This is a genomic window from Ruegeria sp. CDSA089, assembly GCF_059612205.1.
This window is the reverse complement of record NZ_JBXWQD010000001.1, coordinates 71,548-88,980: the sequence shown is the minus strand read 5'-3', so window position 1 is coordinate 88,980 and position 17,433 is coordinate 71,548. Positions and strand designations below refer to the sequence as shown.

The 17,433-nt window shown below is 57.9% G+C and carries 18 protein-coding genes; 3 read left to right on the top strand and 15 right to left on the bottom strand.

What is annotated here, in order from left to right; all coding sequences use genetic code 11:
• The first annotated feature begins 35 nt into the window (after positions 1-35).
• Both AC2FJ6_RS00455 and AC2FJ6_RS00450 read left to right on the top strand, forming a co-directional pair.
• On the top strand, positions 36-488 hold the full coding sequence (locus AC2FJ6_RS00455; RefSeq protein WP_170769715.1) for an iron-sulfur cluster assembly scaffold protein: 453 nt from the start codon (positions 36-38) through the stop codon (positions 486-488).
• A 53-nt stretch (positions 489-541) separates the two neighbouring features.
• Complete coding sequence (locus AC2FJ6_RS00450; protein ID WP_170769714.1) at positions 542-1,180, top strand: MarC family protein; 639 nt, start codon at positions 542-544, stop codon at positions 1,178-1,180.
• Positions 1,181-1,368: 188 nt separating this feature from the next.
• Here AC2FJ6_RS00450 and AC2FJ6_RS00445 read toward each other — a convergent pair whose 3' ends face one another.
• From AC2FJ6_RS00445 to sciP, 5 genes are all read right to left on the bottom strand, one after another.
• Positions 1,369-1,491 (bottom strand): hypothetical protein, encoded by a 123-nt coding sequence (locus AC2FJ6_RS00445; protein WP_269150150.1) that lies wholly within the window; start codon positions 1,489-1,491, stop codon positions 1,369-1,371.
• A gap of 112 nt (positions 1,492-1,603) precedes the next feature.
• The gene (gene recG, locus AC2FJ6_RS00440; RefSeq protein WP_480873776.1) at positions 1,604-3,694 is read right to left on the bottom strand and encodes an ATP-dependent DNA helicase RecG; all 2,091 of its coding nucleotides are present in this window, start codon (positions 3,692-3,694) and stop codon (positions 1,604-1,606) included.
• Positions 3,691-5,817, bottom strand: coding sequence for an NAD-dependent DNA ligase LigA (gene ligA / locus AC2FJ6_RS00435; protein WP_480873773.1), 2,127 nt, complete (start codon positions 5,815-5,817; stop codon positions 3,691-3,693). The genes recG and ligA overlap by 4 nt, the downstream gene beginning before the upstream one ends.
• Before the next feature lie 116 nt (positions 5,818-5,933).
• The gene (gene ctrA, locus AC2FJ6_RS00430) at positions 5,934-6,650 is read right to left on the bottom strand and encodes a response regulator transcription factor CtrA (RefSeq protein WP_170769711.1); all 717 of its coding nucleotides are present in this window, start codon (positions 6,648-6,650) and stop codon (positions 5,934-5,936) included.
• An 82-nt stretch (positions 6,651-6,732) separates the two neighbouring features.
• A complete protein-coding gene (gene sciP / locus AC2FJ6_RS00425) occupies positions 6,733-7,026 on the bottom strand; it encodes a CtrA inhibitor SciP (protein WP_480873770.1) in 294 nt (97 codons plus the stop codon).
• Between the two features lie 128 nt (positions 7,027-7,154).
• Here sciP and mnmA point away from each other — a divergent pair, with 128 nt between their 5' ends.
• On the top strand, positions 7,155-8,300 hold the full coding sequence (gene mnmA / locus AC2FJ6_RS00420) for a tRNA 2-thiouridine(34) synthase MnmA (RefSeq protein ID WP_170769709.1): 1,146 nt from the start codon (positions 7,155-7,157) through the stop codon (positions 8,298-8,300).
• Here the strand turns inward: mnmA and AC2FJ6_RS00415 are convergent.
• The 10 genes from AC2FJ6_RS00415 to rseP all read right to left on the bottom strand — a co-directional run bounded on the left by AC2FJ6_RS00415 (position 8,297) and on the right by rseP (position 17,430).
• A complete protein-coding gene (locus tag AC2FJ6_RS00415; RefSeq protein WP_170769708.1) occupies positions 8,297-8,842 on the bottom strand; it encodes a carboxymuconolactone decarboxylase family protein in 546 nt (181 codons plus the stop codon). The genes mnmA and AC2FJ6_RS00415 overlap by 4 nt on opposite strands.
• 78 nt (positions 8,843-8,920) lie before the next feature.
• On the bottom strand, positions 8,921-9,496 hold the full coding sequence (locus AC2FJ6_RS00410) for a hypothetical protein (RefSeq protein ID WP_170790975.1): 576 nt from the start codon (positions 9,494-9,496) through the stop codon (positions 8,921-8,923).
• Positions 9,496-10,653, bottom strand: a complete 1,158-nt coding sequence (gene lpxB / locus AC2FJ6_RS00405; protein WP_170769707.1) for a lipid-A-disaccharide synthase — start codon at positions 10,651-10,653, stop codon at positions 9,496-9,498. Before lpxB ends, AC2FJ6_RS00410 begins: the two co-directional genes overlap by 1 nt.
• Positions 10,653-11,447 carry an LpxI family protein gene (locus AC2FJ6_RS00400; protein ID WP_170769706.1) on the bottom strand — a complete coding sequence of 265 codons (795 nt, stop codon included), beginning with the start codon at positions 11,445-11,447 and terminating at the stop codon, positions 10,653-10,655. Before AC2FJ6_RS00400 ends, lpxB begins: the two co-directional genes overlap by 1 nt.
• Before the next feature lie 4 nt (positions 11,448-11,451).
• Positions 11,452-12,237, bottom strand: coding sequence for an acyl-ACP--UDP-N-acetylglucosamine O-acyltransferase (lpxA, locus tag AC2FJ6_RS00395; protein ID WP_170769705.1), 786 nt, complete (start codon positions 12,235-12,237; stop codon positions 11,452-11,454).
• Entirely contained in the window at positions 12,234-12,707 is a 474-nt protein-coding gene (gene fabZ, locus AC2FJ6_RS00390) for a 3-hydroxyacyl-ACP dehydratase FabZ (protein WP_170769704.1), read from the bottom strand. The genes lpxA and fabZ overlap by 4 nt, the downstream gene beginning before the upstream one ends.
• A 72-nt stretch (positions 12,708-12,779) precedes the next feature.
• Entirely contained in the window at positions 12,780-13,361 is a 582-nt protein-coding gene (locus tag AC2FJ6_RS00385; protein WP_237217157.1) for an OmpH family outer membrane protein, read from the bottom strand.
• Positions 13,362-13,371: 10 nt separating this feature from the next.
• On the bottom strand, positions 13,372-15,732 hold the full coding sequence (gene bamA / locus AC2FJ6_RS00380) for an outer membrane protein assembly factor BamA (RefSeq protein WP_170769702.1): 2,361 nt from the start codon (positions 15,730-15,732) through the stop codon (positions 13,372-13,374).
• A gap of 127 nt (positions 15,733-15,859) precedes the next feature.
• On the bottom strand, positions 15,860-15,988 hold the full coding sequence (locus AC2FJ6_RS00375; RefSeq protein WP_269149762.1) for a hypothetical protein: 129 nt from the start codon (positions 15,986-15,988) through the stop codon (positions 15,860-15,862).
• 89 nt (positions 15,989-16,077) lie between these two features.
• Positions 16,078-17,430 carry an RIP metalloprotease RseP gene (gene rseP / locus AC2FJ6_RS00370; protein ID WP_496668106.1) on the bottom strand — a complete coding sequence of 451 codons (1,353 nt, stop codon included), beginning with the start codon at positions 17,428-17,430 and terminating at the stop codon, positions 16,078-16,080.
• Positions 17,431-17,433 lie beyond the last annotated feature (3 nt).

The following is a 17,433-nucleotide window of genomic DNA, read 5'->3' as shown; positions in this document are numbered from 1 at the left end:
TACTATGTATGGGGAACACGAACCGAGGGAAAGCCATGTCCGGCGACAATGATCTGATCAAGCTGTATTCCGGCCGTATTCTGGCGCTGGCGGCGGATATTCCGCATCTGGACCGCCTGAGCGATCCCGACGCGACGGTGAAGAAACGCTCGCCCTTGTGTGGGTCGACGGTGACTGTGGATGTCAAGCTGACGGACGGTCGGATTTCAGAGTTTGGGCAGGATGTGAAAGCCTGTGCTTTGGGTCAGGCCTCGGCCGCTGTTGTTGGCGGAGCGGTGATCGGTGCCACCCGTGCTCAGGTCGAAGCCGCGCGGGATCAACTGGCGGCCATGCTTAAGAAGGACGGCCCTGCCCCCGATGCACCGTTTGACGGGCTTGAGGTGCTGATGCCTGCGCGTGACTACAAAAACCGGCACGCGTCGATCCTGTTGGCTTTGGATGCGACCGCCGAAGCAATGGAACAGGCCGAGCAAGCCAACTGCGCCTGAACATGGCGTTTTTCGCGCATCCGGTCTAACCTTTTGGAAATGCAGGGGGCGCGGTGAACAATCTGCTTGAACATTTTGTAACGCTGTGGGTCGTCATTGATCCCATTGGCACCATTCCGGTCTTCATAGCGGTGACAGCTGGACTGGGCGCTGCAGCACGACGAAAAATGGCGCTGTTAGCCTCGGTGATCAGTGCCGGAGTTTTGTTGTTCTTCCTCGTCTTCGGTCAATTGTTGATCGAGGCGTTGGATATCGGTCTCAATTCCTTTCAGGTCGCAGGTGGGATCATCCTGTTTCTTTTTGCGCTGACTATGATCTTTGGCGAAAGCAAACAGGATGTGGAACAACGCGCCGCTGAAGATGACGAGAAAGATACGTCGCACCAGCACAATCCGGCGATCTTCCCACTGGCGGTGCCGTCTCTGGCCTCGCCCGGCGCCATGCTGGCCATCGTGATTCTGACCGACAACAACCGATATAGCATTGCGGATCAGGGGATTACGGCCCTGGTTATGATCTCGGTCATCGCCATTGCGTTTGTATTGATGCTGCTGGCTGAGCCGATCATTCGCCTAATTGGCCACTCGGGCGCTGCGATTATCAGCCGGGTCATGGGGATGATCTTGGCTTCGGTCGCTGTGAACTCAGTTTTGTCGGCAGTGCTCGAGATTATTCGCACCGGACAGCTCTAAGAAAAAAACCGCCGCACCTTCCGGGCGGAAAGGGCGGCGGCAGGTTGTGCGTGTCTCATGTGGGGTCCGGTATACCGCACGGGGCCGAGGCATGGCCCCTTCAAGGGAATTGGGACAGGCAGGTCACCCTTGACTGAGATGGGGATGACAGCGCGGCGTTGTCGGCATGAGATCGCAGGCAGAAAGGGTCAGAACGCTCCGGGCAGGTGCAGGGCAACCATCAGGATAACGACCAAAGACACAGCACCGGCAGCATCTTGCAGCAAAGTGGCGTGCGAGCGGCTGATAGCGGTTTTGATCTGGGTCAGCATGAGGTCACCTCCGGTCAGAGCTTTAATCCTTTGTTGACCTTTTGTTCTCATATTTTACCGAGTCGGTAAAGAACTTTTTAAGAACATTTGTGAACTTGCGCGAACTTTTCGACTAACCCACTGAAATTAAACGGATCGCCTGATCCTGCCGCATCATCCACAAAAGAACACGAACCGCCCGGCCCCGATCCGAGGTCAGCTTGGGGTCTTTGGCCAGCAGCGCGCGCGCATCCGTCTGGGCCGTTGCCATCAACCCGGCTTGTCGCTCGATATCCGCAATTCTGAATTTTGGCAGGCCTGATTGGGCGGTCCCGATCAAATCGCCCGCACCGCGCATCTCAAGATCGGTTTCCGAGATGCGAAATCCGTCTTCGGTTTCGCGTAGAATCTCCAGCCGTTTCCGACCGCCGTCCGTTAGCGGAGGTTGATACATCAGTAGACAAGTCGAATCCGCTTCACCCCGCCCGACCCGACCGCGCAGCTGATGCAACTGCGCCAGTCCAAAAATCTCGGCGCGTTCGATCACCATGATCGACGCGTTGGGTACGTTTACACCAACCTCAATCACGGTGGTCGCGACCAGAACCTTTGTCTGTCCTTCTTGAAAGGCTTTCATCGCGGCGTCCTTGTCGGCTGGCGGCATCTGACCGTGAACCAGCCCCACGACCCCTTCCCCCAGAACCGCGCGCAACCTTTTGAACCGTTCTTCTGCGGCGGTCAGATCCGACACTTCGGATTCGTCGACCAGCGGGCAAACCCAATAACACTGCCGTCCCTCGTCGATGGCCCGCCGCAGATGGGCGACGATTTCGTCCATCCGTTCCGTGCTGATCACCGCTGTTTTCACAGGCTTTCGCCCCGGTGGTTTTTCGTCAAGAACCGAAACGTCCATGTCCCCATATTGCGCCAGCGCAAGACTGCGTGGGATCGGTGTCGCCGTCATCACCAGCACATCCGCGCCCTGCCCCTTTTCCGATAACTCCATCCGTTGCCGCACACCGAACCGGTGTTGTTCATCCACGATGGCAAGGCGCAAATCCCGGAAGGCGACATCAGATTGGAACACCGCATGAGTGCCGACGAGGATGTGGATATTACCCTGTTGTAACGCTTCAAGCTTAGCGCGCCGCTCCGCGCCTTTATCGCGCCCGGTCAGGATCTCCAGCACGATCCCCGCGCTTTCCGCCAAGGGGCGCAACCCTTCCAGATGCTGGCGCGCCAGAATCTCGGTTGGGGCCATCATGACACCCTGCCCGCCCGCCTCGACCGAGACCAACAGTGCCATGAAAGCCACCAGCGTTTTACCAGCGCCGACATCGCCCTGAAGCAAGCGGTTCATCCGCGCGTCCGAGGCCATATCCTCGGTGATCTGATCAATCGCCCGCATCTGCGCGCCGGTGGGTTTGTAGGGCAAATCTGCCAGAACCCTGGATTGCAACCGCCCGGTCGCCACACTGACAATCCCCCGCGCCTTGCGTTCCCGTTGACGCGCGAGGGCCAAAGTCACCTGATGCGCAAAGAACTCATCATAAGCCAATCGCGCCCGCGCCGGGGCATGAGGTGACACGTCATCCGCCCCCAAAGGGTTGTGCGCCGCAGTAACCGCATCGAACCAGTTAGGCCACTGCTCTCTGCCGATCTGTGACGGATCTATCCACTCTGCCAGTTTCGGTGCCCGCGCAAGCGCACTGCGCGCGGCCTTATAGGCCGTTTTCTGGGTCACGCCCTGCGTCAGATGATAGACAGGTTCGAATTCCGGGATATCCCCCGCGCTTTCGACCGGCAGCATGTGGTCGGGGTGTACCATCTGCGCCATTCCGTCGAACAGCTCCAACTTTCCCGAAACCACGCGACGAGCGCCCTGCGGCAATACCTTTTTCAGGTAGTCCCCGCGGGCATGGAAAAACACCAGTTGAAATTCTGTCTGCGCATCTTCGACATGAACGCGATAGGCTCCGCCCTTGTTTCGTGCGGGCCGATGCGCGCCGACCGTAACCTCTACCGTCAGGGTCGAGGGTAAATCTGCTCCTTGGATCGTGTCCCGCCGTCGCCGGTCGATCACAGCGTAAGGCAGACCGAACAAGACATCACGCGGCGCTTCGGTTCCGCTTTGGGTCAAAAGCTGCGCCGTCTTGGGACCAACCCCATCAAGCGTTTCCAACCCGGCAAACAGGGGAAACAGGATTTCTGGTCGTCCGGTCATGCCGCGCCTATCAGGTGTAGCCAGCCATCCTCGTCCAATGTCTCGATCCCCAATTCAGCGGCCTTCTTGGCCTTAGACCCTGCACCGGGACCCGCCACCAGAAGGTCGGTCTTTTTGCTGACCGAACCGGACACCTTCGCCCCTAGCGCCTCGGCCCGTGCTTTCGCCTCCGCCCGCGTCATTTTTTCCAGTGTGCCGGTGAAAACCACGGTTTTTCCGGCCACCGGACTGCCATCGGTGTCGGGCCGTTTGGCTGGTTGAACCTCAAGCTGCGCGACCAGAGCGTCGATGCTCGCCCGCTCGGCCTCTTGTGCGAAGGCGGACACAAGCGCGCGCGCCATCACCTCGCCGACGCCGTCAATGCTCAGCAATTCATCCCATTCCGGCCCTTCGAACCCGGAGGCGGCCGTCACCGCCCGCTCAAATTCAGACCATTCTCCGTAATGGGTCGCCACCAGGTTCGAGGCCGCCTCGCCCATGTGGCGAATCCCAAGGGCAAACAGCAGCCGCCCAAACGGGATAAGGCGTTTTTCGTCAATCGCAGCCCAAAGGTTGCCCGCGCTTTGCGCACCCCATCCCTTGCGATTGGCCAGCTTATTCAGATTTGCCGCGTCACGCGTTTGCAGCGTGAAGATATCGACGGGCGTTTTGACGGACAGATCAGGATCGTCATAGAACATTTCGATCTGCTTAGCCCCCAAGCCTTCAATGTCGAAGGCCTTACGTGAGACGAAATGTTTCAGTTTTTCAATGGCCTGTGCGGGGCAAATGATGCCGCCCGTGCACCGCCGAACGGCATCACCTTCCTCGCGGATTGCCTGGCTTTGGCATTCCGGACAGGTTTTCGGAAAGGTGAATTCGACCGCATCATCAGGGCGTTTTGAGATATCAACATCTGCAATTTTTGGGATCACATCCCCTGCGCGATAGACCTGCACCCAGTCGCCGACGCGAATATCTTTGCCGTCCCGGATGGTCCCGCCTTTGGCGTCGCGCCCGGCAATGTAGTCTTCATTGTGCAGGGTCGCGTTCGAGACGACCACACCGCCGACCGTCACTGGGTGTAGCCGAGCCACAGGACTGAGCGCTCCGGTACGACCGACCTGGATGTCGATGGCCTCCAACCGGGTCCAGGCCAGTTCAGCGGGGAATTTATGAGCGATCGCCCAACGTGGCGTGGTCGACCGGAACCCCAATCGCGCTTGCAACGCAAGATCATTGACCTTGTAGACGACACCATCAATGTCATAGCCAAGTGTTGCCCTCTGGGCTTCGATCCCACGATAGTGGTCCAGCATATGATGCGTCGTCTCACACAGGGCCGTCAGGGGGTTGGTCGAAAAGCCGTACTGCTTAAGCCGTTCAATGGCGCCCATTTGCGTCTCAGCCAAGGGCGCGGACAGCTCTCCCCAAGCATAAGCGAAAAAGCGCAATGGTCGCGCCCGAGTAATCGCCGAATCCAGTTGCCGTAGCGATCCTGCAGCCGCGTTTCGTGGGTTGGCGAATGTCTTCTCGCCTGCCTCCGCTTGCCGCGCGTTCAACTGATCGAAATCCGCGTGCGACATGTAAACCTCGCCCCGCACTTCGAGCACCGCTGGAGCATTCTCCAATCGGTGCGGAATGTCCGAGATGGTGCGTGCATTGGCGGTGACGTTTTCGCCAACCTCGCCATCTCCACGCGTTGCGGCTTGCACCAAGTGGCCGTCTTTATACCGCAAGGACAGGGACAGGCCGTCAATCTTGGGTTCAGCCGTAAACGCTAGCGGAGCATCGTCGCCAAGGCCCAAATATTTTCGGATTGAACGGGTGAAGTCGCCGACATCTTCATCATCGAACGCATTGCCCAGCGACATCATGCGTACGGCGTGGGACACTTTTGAAAACCCATCACCCGGCTTGGCGCCGACCTGGTCGGATGGGCTGTCTGCGCGTTTCAGATGGGGAAAGCGCTTCTCGATCTCGGTATTGCGACGTTTGAGATCATCATACTCCGCGTCCGAAATCTCGGGCGCGTCCTGCGTGTGATACTGCGTATTGGCCCGCGCCAGCAGTTCGGCCAACCGCGCAAGTTCTGCGCGCGCGCTGTCTTCTGTCAGCTCTGAAACCGGAAGTGAATCGCCCATAGCCCCGCCCTGTCACGTCTTCTTGGACCTCAGTGATAGGGCGAGGCCATGGTCAGGTCCAGATGTGCTGTTCAGTGAGTGAGGGAGCCGCCCCGGACCAAAGCGGCAGATCTGTTTTAGGCCCCGACGGCCATGCGACGTTCATCGACGCTGTTGCTTTGCGGGTCGCGCAGCACATAGCCCCGGCCCCAGACGGTTTCGATGTAGTTGTCACCACCCGTTGCATTGCTGAGTTTCTTACGCAGTTTGCAGATGAATACGTCGATAATCTTCAGCTCGGGCTCATCCATTCCACCATAGAGATGGTTCAGGAACATCTCTTTGGTCAGCGTTGTGCCTTTTCGCAGGCTCAGAAGTTCGAGCATCTGGTATTCCTTGCCGGTCAAATGCACGGTCTTTCCTTCGACCTCGACGGTCTTGGCATCAAGGTTCACAGCGACCTGACCGGTGTGAATGACCGATTGCGAATGCCCCTTGGAGCGTCGTATGATTGCGTGAATGCGGGCCACCAGCTCTTCGCGGTGGAAAGGCTTGGTCATATAGTCATCTGCGCCAAAGCCGAAGCCCTTGATCTTGCTTTCGGTATCATCTGCGCCCGACAATATCAGAATCGGTGTTTCAACGCGCGCAACGCGCAGTTGGCGCAAAACCTCATGGCCGTTCATGTCCGGCAGGTTCAGGTCCAGCAAAATCAGGTCGTAGTCATAGAGTTTTGCCAGATCGATCCCTTCCTCACCCAGATCCGTCGCATAGACGTTCAGGTTGGCGTGCGTCAGCATCAGCTCGATGCTTTTCGACGTGGTGGGGTCATCCTCGACAAGAAGTATACGCATTTACTGCTCCAATTCGGTTCAATTTACCAATTCAAACTGAGCCTGATCAAAAATGGTTAATCTGACGTTACCGTTGAATCATTTATTCACGTTCTACTTTAGGTTGTCGATATTTTTTTAATGAAGTTGCCTTCAGAGCGTCCGTTCCATGCTCTGCCACGGCTGAAACCCACGAGTTGAACTCCTCATCGCTTAGCCCATAGCGTTTCTTGGCATCCGACAGGGTGATCAAACCATATATTACCCCGCGCACCACAATTGCCTTGCGGGACGCCACCCACCGTGTCGTGTCGTCCGGTGGCAGGTCTGCACGCGATAAAACCGTTCCATCCGGCAGGGTTACGGACCGTGGCCCTTCAACTTTGTGCAAATACATCTTTCGAACCTTTTCTGCTGCGACAAAGCTGACACCAGCCTACTTAATGTGCGGTGAAACCGCCTCTTGAGAGTGTGTAGAATTTTCCTATATTCTGCCGGTCTTTCTTAACCCGCACTGGAATCGTCATGGCCCTCGATACCGAGACCCCGCTGAACTCGCTTGGCTTTGCCAAACCGCCCTCGGAAACGCGGGTGGTTGTCGCTATGTCCGGTGGCGTGGACAGTTCCGTTGTGGCAGCGCATCTGGCCGATCAGGGCTATGACGTGGTCGGCGTGACCTTGCAGCTCTATGACCATGGCGCGGCCTTGGCCAAGAAAGGCGCCTGCTGTGCGGGTATCGACATCCACGATGCGCGGCGTGTGGCGGAAGAACGTGGCTTTCCCCACTATGTCCTGGACTATGAGAACATCTTCAAGGACGCGGTGATTGACGAATTCGCCGACAGTTATTTGGCCGGTGCCACCCCGGTGCCCTGCATCCGTTGCAATGAGCGGGTGAAGTTCAAGGACCTGCTGGAAACCGCCAAGGACCTTGAAGCCGACTGCATGGCCACCGGTCACTATATTCAGCGCAAGATGGGCCCCAACGGTCCCGAGTTGCACAGCGCCGAGGATGCGAACCGCGATCAGTCCTATTTCCTGTTCTCCACCACGCCTGAACAGTTGAACTACCTGCGCTTTCCTCTGGGCCACCTGCCCTCGAAGGATGCGACGCGCGAGATGGCAGCACAGTATGGCCTGGCTGTGGCCGACAAGCCGGACAGTCAGGACATCTGCTTTGTGCCAAACGGCAACTATGCCAGCGTTATCGAGAAACTGCGCCCCGGCGCAGCTGAACCGGGTGAGATCGTGCATGCCGATGGCCGTGTATTGGCGCAGCATGACGGAGTGATCCACTACACAATCGGTCAACGCCGCGGCCTGGGCATCGGCGGGCTGACCGAGCCGCTTTATGTGGTCAAGTTGGATGTGGACAAGAAACAGGTCGTCGTCGGCCCCAAGGACATGTTGGCCACACGCACGATCCCGGTACGCGAGATCAACTGGTTGGGTGATGAACCATTTACGTCTCGTGATGAATGGCATCTAAAGGTCAAAGTCCGCTCGACCCGCCCCCCGCGCGAGGCAATCATTCGTCCCCTGTCCGACACCACCGCCGAGGTTGAACTGCTGACACCCGAGGAAGGCGTCTCACCCGGTCAGGCCTGCGTGTTCTATGCATCTGAGGGCAGCCGTATCTTTGGCGGCGGTTGGATCTGGCGCGGCTACTAGGCCGAAACGGGCGCGATCTCGGTCTCGATCTCGACTTGCAGCGCATCGTTGAAGCGGTTGAACGCGCCGGTCAGGGCAATGCGCCATGTCAGTTCCACGATCTGAGAATCGTTGAACCATGCGCGCAGGTCCGAGACTTCGGCATCGCGCATCCGGCCTGACCGCGTCGTGACCGCCTCGGCATAGCGAACGACCGCTTTGTCGCAATCGTCCAGTTCGGGGTGATTTTCGACATCCGGCAGACGCGCCGCGCCATCAGGGCTTAACCCTGTCACGGTCAGTTGGGGAGTGTGATGCGATACGCAATAGTCGCAGGCGTTCAATTTGGACACCGTAACCATCGCCAGTTCCAACGCACGGCGCGGCAGGTTTTCTTGCGCCTTGAATGCCGTCAGCATCTCAGCAACGTGTTCCAACACCGCAGGGCTATGGGCAGCAATGCGCGCCCAATTGTCGAATGGCCCATACGCCCCAAGTAGGGCCCGAGAGGCGCGCGCGGCCTCGGTCATGTCGTCGTCGCCAAGGGGCGGAATTCGGGACATCAAATTTCTCCTTCACCGGACATGGCTGGTCTTGACGGTGGGCCATAAAGACCTGATGACACCGATTTGGTCAACGCATCACAACAGATCGGTGGGGGAGTTGAACAGGATATAGAGCCCGACGCACACCATGACATACGGCGCGATCCGGTCCAGGCGCGCCACTTGCGGCCCGAGGCTTTTAGCCCGAGGCGCCCCCCAAGCCGCCACCGCGACCAATAGGAACGCGGCCACTGCAGCACCCAGCAGGGCGGCCAGTCGGAAAGAAGGTGTGGAATCGGCCAGTAGCGGGGTCATGACGGCAAAGCTGTCGACCGACAGGCTGAGAAACAAGGTTACAACCGAACTGACAGCACCTTTCGCGCTTATGTCCTCGCCCGCGTCCCCGCGATATTGCTGCCAGATGCCGCGCAAGCCGAACACCAAGGGGATAACGCCCAGGTATCCAATCCACTCGGGGATGCCGCTTTGATCCAACCCGATTGCCACGATCATTGCGAGGGACAAGACCATAGCCTGTGCAACCGCAAATCCTGCGATGGCGCGGCGTTGCTCGATAATCAGGATCAGGCCCAGCAGCACCGCCAGATTGTCCAGATTGGTCGAGATCATGGCCAATCCGGCCGAGGCCGCAAAAAGAACGTGGTCGAGCATCAGCCTGCCATCCGCTCCAGCACGGCGCGGGCGGCGCGTACACCCGGCGCTTCGCCACCCCGGCCCAATCGCTGCATTGTCTCAGCCATCGCCTGCTGTTGAAGATCGGGCGTTGCCGCCACCTGCCCCAACGCCTCGGCGATCTTGTTTGGCTGGCAGTCATCAAGCAGGCATTCGGGCACGGTGCGGGTCTCGGACACCAGATTGACCAGTGTGACGGTATCGAGTTTGACCATCCGCTCGGCCATCTTTTGCGTCAGCCAGCTCAAACGATAGGCGATGACCATCGGCGTCGCCTGCGCTGCCAGTTCCAGTGACACGGTTCCAGAGGCAGCCAGAGCCAGATCGGCGGCTGCAAAGGCCGCGCGTTTTTGTGCGGTTGCCTCATCCGCGGGCAAGTTGCGGGGATCTACAACAACTGGATTACCGGGCCAGTTTTCCAGATGCGCCTGAACCGTCTCGACCATATGAGCTACGGCAGGTACCACTATGCGCGTATCGAGGTGATCGCGCAGATAAAGGTCAAGTGCCTGTCCAAAGACTGGGGCCAAGCGATCAACCTCGCCCCGGCGCGAACCGGGCAAGGTCAAGAGGATCGGCGCATTCCCCAGATCATAAGCGTTGCGGAACGCGGCAATATCGTCCTCGGTTGCTATGGGTTCACTTGCGACGGGATGGCCGACGAAATCACATTCCATCCCCGCGCGTTCCATATAGGGCGGCTCGAACGGCAATAGCGCCAGAACGTGGTCGATGACCTTGGCCATCTTGTCCGCCCGCCCCGGTCGCCATGCCCAGACGCTGGGGGCCACGTAATGCACCGTACGAATGTTGCTTTGCGCTTTTACCAGCTTGGCGACGCGAAGCGAGAAATCGGGGCTGTCGATGGTGATCAAAACATCAGGTTGCATGTCCAGAACTGCCTGAGCAGTCTCGGCTATGCGACGTTTGAGATGAAAGAACTTAGGCAGGACCTCGACCAGCCCCATCACCGAAAGCTCGGACATGGGAAAGCGGCTGTTTAATCCTTGCGCCTGCATCAGAGGGCCGCCGACCCCGTCGAACTGCACATCGGGTTGAAGACTGCGCAGCCCTTCCATCAGTGCGCCACCCAAGCGGTCGCCTGACGGTTCACCGGCGACCACGAAAACGCGCATCAGTTCGTCCGCTCGCGCACGTAAAGAAACAGTCCCAGCCGGTCACATTCGGCGATGACTTGCGGCCGTTGCAGCACCATCACCCCACCCTTTTCAATGACGATACCAGACAGCCCGGCGGCCACTGCATCCGCGACGGTATCCGGGCCAATCGCAGGCAAATCGGCACGTCGATCCTGATCGGGTTTGGGGGCCTTGAACAGGACGCCTCCGCCCGCATCGGGCCGTTGTGTCAGCGATTTCAGCATCCAGGCGGTCCCGAAAATCCCCTCGACCGCCAGCGCTTGCCCCTTCGAGACGACGCAAGCTTGCCCGATATCCGCAGCACCCATGGCGCGAACGATCCCAGCTGCTCGATTGGCGTCAGACAGGTCCGCGTCCGATGGCTGAGCCTCGGTCAGCGGTCCAAGAGCTGGCAAAAGGGCTGGCACGATTTCATGGGCGGCACGGACCTGTAGGCCCGCATCTTCAAAAATCCCGATCACCGCTCGCAAGGCCCCATCGTCGCCGGACATGATGGCCTGTTGCAAGATGGGCACCAAAGGCATGGTCGCGGCATCAATCCGGCTTGGATCAATTGCAGGGCGCCGCACCGCGCCTGCCATGCAAATCTGCGTTACGCCGCGTGCTTTCAAATCCGCGATGAATGTCCCCAACTGCTCAAGCGGGAAGGTCATATCCACGTCCAGAGTGTCGGGCGCGAACCCTTCCATCGCGCAGATCACCGGGCGGTCAGCCAGTTGGTCGACCACCTCGGCAGGCAAAGCGCCGGTTCCCGCGATCACAGCCAGCATGGGCTTACTTCCTCGGTGTCAGGAAAGAGCGGTCGGTCTGCCCGGTTACGAAGTCCACGATCCGCTGGACATATTCGCTTTCATTCTTGGCTCCGACGCGATGGGCGCGCTCCATGAATGTACCGTCGCCGGTCGAAAGTTCCTTGAACGCCGCCCGCAGGGCCGAGATATCTTCGCGCGACACACCTTTGCGTTTCAAGCCGACCAGATTCAGCCCGTCCAGTTCCCCGCGCGGAGCCTGAACAAGGCCATAAGGGATCACATCATTGGGGACCATGGTCAAAGCACCGATGATTGCGCCACGACCGACGCGCACCCATTGGTGCAGACCCGAGATACCGCCAACGATCACGTCATCCTCGATGATGCAATGCCCAGCGGCACCCGCATGGTTCACCATGATCACACGATTACCGATCTGAACGTCATGAGCCACATGGACGCCTGCCATCAGAAGACAGTCATCGCCGATCCGGGTCACGCCACCACCACCCTCGGTGCCGGTGTTTACCGTTACATGCTCGCGAATGCGGTTGCGTTTGCCGATCTCCAGCCGCGTGTTTTCGCCACCGAATTTCAGGTCCTGCGGGATTTCACCGATGACCGAGAAATTGAAAACGACGGTTTCATCGCCGATCACCGTATCGCCGGTGACCACAACATGCGACTTCAACTCGACCCGGCCGCCCAGCTTGACCTGAGAACCGACATAGCAAAACGGCCCGATGACACAGCCTTCACCGACTTGCGCACCGTCTTCGATGATCGCGCTTGGGTGAATGCCGCTCATGTCGTTTTTTCCATGTCCCAGTCCACATAGGCAGAGAATTCGGCCTCGGCCGCAACTTCGCCATCAACGGTCGCGCGGCCGGCGAATTTGAAGATCTTGCCGCCCTTCTTACCGCGCACGGTTTCCACATGCATTTCCAGCACATCACCGGGTACGACCTTGCGGCGGAATTTGCACTTGTCGATATTCATGAAGTAGATCAACAGCTCGCTGTCGATCACGTCCATGCCGACACCAAGCATCACACCTGCGGTTTGCGCCATCGCTTCGACGATGGTGACACCGGGCATGATTGGGGTGCCGGGAAAGTGGCCCTGAAAATGGGGCTCGTTCATGGTGACATTCTTGATGCCAACGGCGGATTGATAGCCTGAGATATCGACAACTTTATCAACCAGCAAAAACGGATAGCGGTGTGGCAAGATCCGCTGGATCAGCTGAATATCTGCGCTTTTTGTTTCCGAGGTCATCTTTTGGTCGTCCCGTTATGGATTTCTCTTGGACGCGTGGTTAGCAACACAGCGCCGCAAGGGCAAGCGAACCTATTGGTCACCAATCTTTTCAAGGGCGCTACCATCGCCAATGGCCGCGTTGATCCGTCCAATCGCGATCTCGGTCACATCCGTCCTGTCCGAGCTTAGAAAGACGCTGGAGCGTTCAATAATCACGGTCGCGCCAGAGTCGCGCAACAGTTCAATGAGAACCGGCTGGATCATTTCAAAAAACAACTGTTGCGCCTCATCGCTGCGACGCGCCAAGGCATCCAACTTGGCCCGTTGGCCATCTCTGTGGGACTGAACTTTGCTGTCGAATGCCTCGGCCAAGGGACGGAACTCATCTGCTGGCATTTCAGCCCGCTTTTCGGTCAATTCTTTTTCTTCGCGGCTTAACTCAGCCACGATGCGCTCGTTTTCATCTGCCAGCAAAGTTCCTTCAGCCTCAATCTCGCGCAATATGCGCTGACCGAAGGCAGAATCCGAATACAAACGGTCGCTGGAAATCGTCAGCACGGTCGTTTCCGGCACACCCAGTTGCTGTGCCTCAAGCGGTAGCGCTAAGGCATGGATGAAAATAAAATACAGGGCCCAGATAGGGCCCTGTAGATACGACTTCCAGAAGCTCATCATGAACGGATCAGAACCGTGCCTGAATGGTCAGGTCAAAGTTCTGTTCCTGGTCAAAATCTTCTTTCACGATCGCTTTCGAGAAGTTGAAGCGCAGCGGACCAAAGGGTGTCGTCCAAAGCACGGAAACACCAACAACGTGCCGGACCGACCCGTCCTCGCCCACGATATCCGCTCCTGCTGTGTTCACATCATCCAGATTGTAGAGGTTGCCGACATCATAGAACACCCCGCCCCGCAGACCCAGTTCTTCGGGCAGGCCCAAAGGAAAGTCCGATTCAAACCGAGCGACCCAGTAATAGTTGCCACCAATGGCGTCATCCTGACCATTCGACAGGTCACGCGGACCCAGACCGGCGGGTTCAAAACCGCGGAATGTGCTGGGGCCAAGAACAAAACGGTCGACTGTGCGGCTGAAATCATCCCCCGTCCAGTGCAATGCGCCCAGTTCGAAAGAGGCACGCAGAACCACCTCTTCGCTCAGGACGCGAGTTTGGGCGATCGCGCGGGCCGTCGTCTGGAAGAACTCATTGTCACCACCCAGACCTGCGGCATCAACGCCAACCTCAAACAGCACTCCGGCATTGGGGTTCAGGCCACCACGACGGCTGTCATACACATACGAGACACCAAGAGCGCTCGTTGTCCGTTCGCCCTGCGCAATCTCGGACGCGACGACAACACCGTTCACTTCGTTGTCCTGCTGCGTCATCTCACTGCGATCCCACTCATAGCGCAGACGCAGAGAAGACAGTTCACCGATGGCGTAGCTCAGCTGGGGACGGAAGAACAGGCTGTCGGTGTCAAAGCTGGCAAAGCTCGAGTTTGTAGTCGCCAGGCCCAGACCCACATCGAATTGCAGTCGGCGTCCCAGCAGGAAAGGTTCAGTGAAATTCAACGAATACTGTTCCGAATCCTGCGCCGTCGACAGGTTCAGCCCTAGGGTTTGTCCGCGACCCAGAAAGTTCGTCTCGGTCAGGCCAACCGCGATACCAAAACCATCCGAGGCCGAGAAGCTACCGCCGAGGCTCAACGAGCCAGTAGGCTGTTCCTCGACATCCACATCGACGATGACTTGACTGGGGGTTGAGCCTTCGCGCGGTTCGACTTCAGCGTTGGCAAAGAAACCCAGAGCCCGAATTCGCTCAGCGGCCTGACGGATCTCGCGTGGATTGAACGGATCACCCTCGACCGTATCGAATTGGCGGCGAATGACACGGTCAAGCGTGGTGGTGTTGCCCTCGATATCGATCCGTTCAACAAAGATGCGCGGACCACGGGTCAGGACAAACTCGACGTCCAGGGTCAATTCGCGCGCATTGCGCGTCACTCGTGGCTCAACCCGCAGGAAATCGACGCCTTGTTTAAGGCCCAACCGCTCTTGCCGGGCGATCGAATTTTCCACCAAAGACGGGGTGTAGGTCACCCCAGGTTTGATTTTGAGCGCCGCTTGGTACTCCGCCGCGTTCACCCCTGGGATTTCACTGACTGTTGTGATGTTCCCGAACGAGAATTTCTGCCCCTCGGTAATGTTCATAACCAGGAAAAAGGCGTCCCGCTCCTGAGTGAATTCAACATTGGTGCTGTTGACGCGGAAATCGACATAGCCACGGGATAGGTAGAAATCCCGAATGACCTGTTTGTCGAACTCAATCCGGTCGCCGATGAACGTATCGCTGCGAATGAAAGTCCGAAGTATGTTTGCCTGCTTAGACTCCAGCACGCGACGCAAGCGACGGTCGGTGAAGGCGCGGTTACCCACAAAGCTGACACGCTCCACCTCGATCGTGGTGCCTTCGGACACTTCAAACACAAGGTCGACGCGGTTGTCACTGCGTCGGATAATGCGCGGAATAACCGTCGCTGACACCCGGCCCTGCGCCGAATAGATCTGCGCGATCAAATCCGCATCGGCTTCGGCAACCTGAGGCGTAAAGACACGACGGGGTTCGGACGAAATCGCCTCGAGCAAGACATCATCCTTGACCCGGCGATTCCCTTCGACGCTGATCTGGTTGATCGTTGGATATTCCTGAACCTCGATCACCAATGTATTGCCGCGCGGCGTCAGTTCGACTGTTTCAAAAACACCACTGTCAAGCAAACGCTGAAACGCGTCATTCAGTTCACCCGCGGTGACAGTCTGCCCCGGTTCGATCCCTGTTCGAGTGATAATCGTGGACGTTTCGATCCGCCGGTTACCCTCAACCTCGAAGGAGTTGATGATGAAACTTTGCGCCTTTGCCGATTGTGGCAGGGCAACTAAACCCACCAGAACAATAAAGGAAAAAACGGATAGCGCCCGCCACAAAATCTTGTTTGCCAGCGTCTGCCCTCCGCAGGATGTGCCTGCGCCTCGCCGATCAGTCATATTTTTCTCTACCCAAAATTATAGGACTTAGAAGCTGAGTAACGGGATTAATTATTCTTGTCAAAAGCCCAAAACAGAAAGCGGCCCAATGGGCCGCCAAACACTTTTCAATTTCGGTGCCACAGAATCACATGCTGATCAAATAGGCCCAGCCTGCCATCGCAATTGCCGTCGCCGCAAAGAACAGGATCGAGTCCCAGTTCAGCATGAACAGGAAGCTGAAGCTTCGATAGGATTTTTTCAGCGCCTTTGCCATTGTAGCCTCTGACTCAGTTTGGATTTGGTCACAAACCTACAGATTGAATGCGGCGGAAATACGGCTTTTCTGAGCGGCTAAGGCCACATTCAACAGAAGAGATCGTTTGTTACAGAAAATACCATAAGACCAAGGATCAACGAGACCCCGATCCCCATCAATATCCGCAACGCGCCGTCGCTGGGCGGCTTGCCTGTCACGGCTTCATAAGCGTAAAACACCAAATGGCCACCATCCAGTGCAGGGATCGGGAACAGGTTCAGCAACCCGACTGCTGTGGACAAGACGGCAATGAAGAAGATGAAACTTTGCGCGCCCTGACTGGCCATAGCGCCTGACGTTTCCGCAATTCCGATGGGGCCCGAGATGTTGCACGTGCTAATTACACCCGTCACCATGTGCCACATGCCCGACAGGGACGCGTCGATAATACGCAGGGTCTGACGCGCGCCCCCTGTCACAGAGGCCCACAGGCCGGCCGGTTCGGTCGCCGGTTCCAGCATCATGCCGCCCACAATGCCGATCCGCCAATGTGTGACGTACCCGCCATCAGGCTGCGGCTCATCCGTCCGACGCGGGGCTAGTGCAAAATCCAGCTCGGCCCCTTCACGCCACACGTTCAGCAACAGGACTTTTCCATTCGAGCCTTCGACATGCTCTTTAAGTTGTTCAAACGCAAAGATCGGATCGCCATCGACTGCAGTGATTACGTCACCCGGCTTCAGATCAATGTCATAGGCCGCGCTGCGTGGGGCAAGTTGTTGGATCAGAGGCGGGAACAACCAAGGGCCGGTTACGTCCTGCGTCTGGCCGTCCCGCAGGACAGTATAGTCCAAAACGGGCTGCACGGGTAGCGCATCGGTGAACTGCGTCCAGGCGCCCTGTTCGTCGAATTCGGGCACCTGAATACCGGCGATCGACAAGATCTCATCGCCTTCCCGCAATTGCTGTTCGGTGCCCGGCAGCGGGTGCAGGCTGCCGACGGTTAAAGGTTCCTTGGTCACGCCTTGCGATAGGAAAATTGTGCCAAAAACGATGATCGACATGACGAAATTGAACACCGGTCCAGCCGCAACTGTTGCCGTGCGTGCCCACAGAGGCGCGCCATGCATGGTGCGGCGTAGTTCTTCGGGGCTTTTCTGGGTGATTTCGTCCATCGCCGCCTCATCCTTGCCGGATGCCGCATTGGAATCGCCCAGAAACCGCACGTAGCCGCCAAAAGGCAGCGCAGCGATTTGCCACCGCGTTCCGCGCTTGTCCACGCGGCTCAGCAGCACGGGTCCGAACCCGATCGAGAAAACCTCGGCATGGATGCCTGACCAGCGGCCGACGATGTAGTGTCCATACTCATGCACCGCGACGATCACCGACAAGGCGATGACAAAAGCCACAATCGTATACAGCAAGTTTCCAAACTGAGGGATCAGCGAGAGTATGTCCAAAAT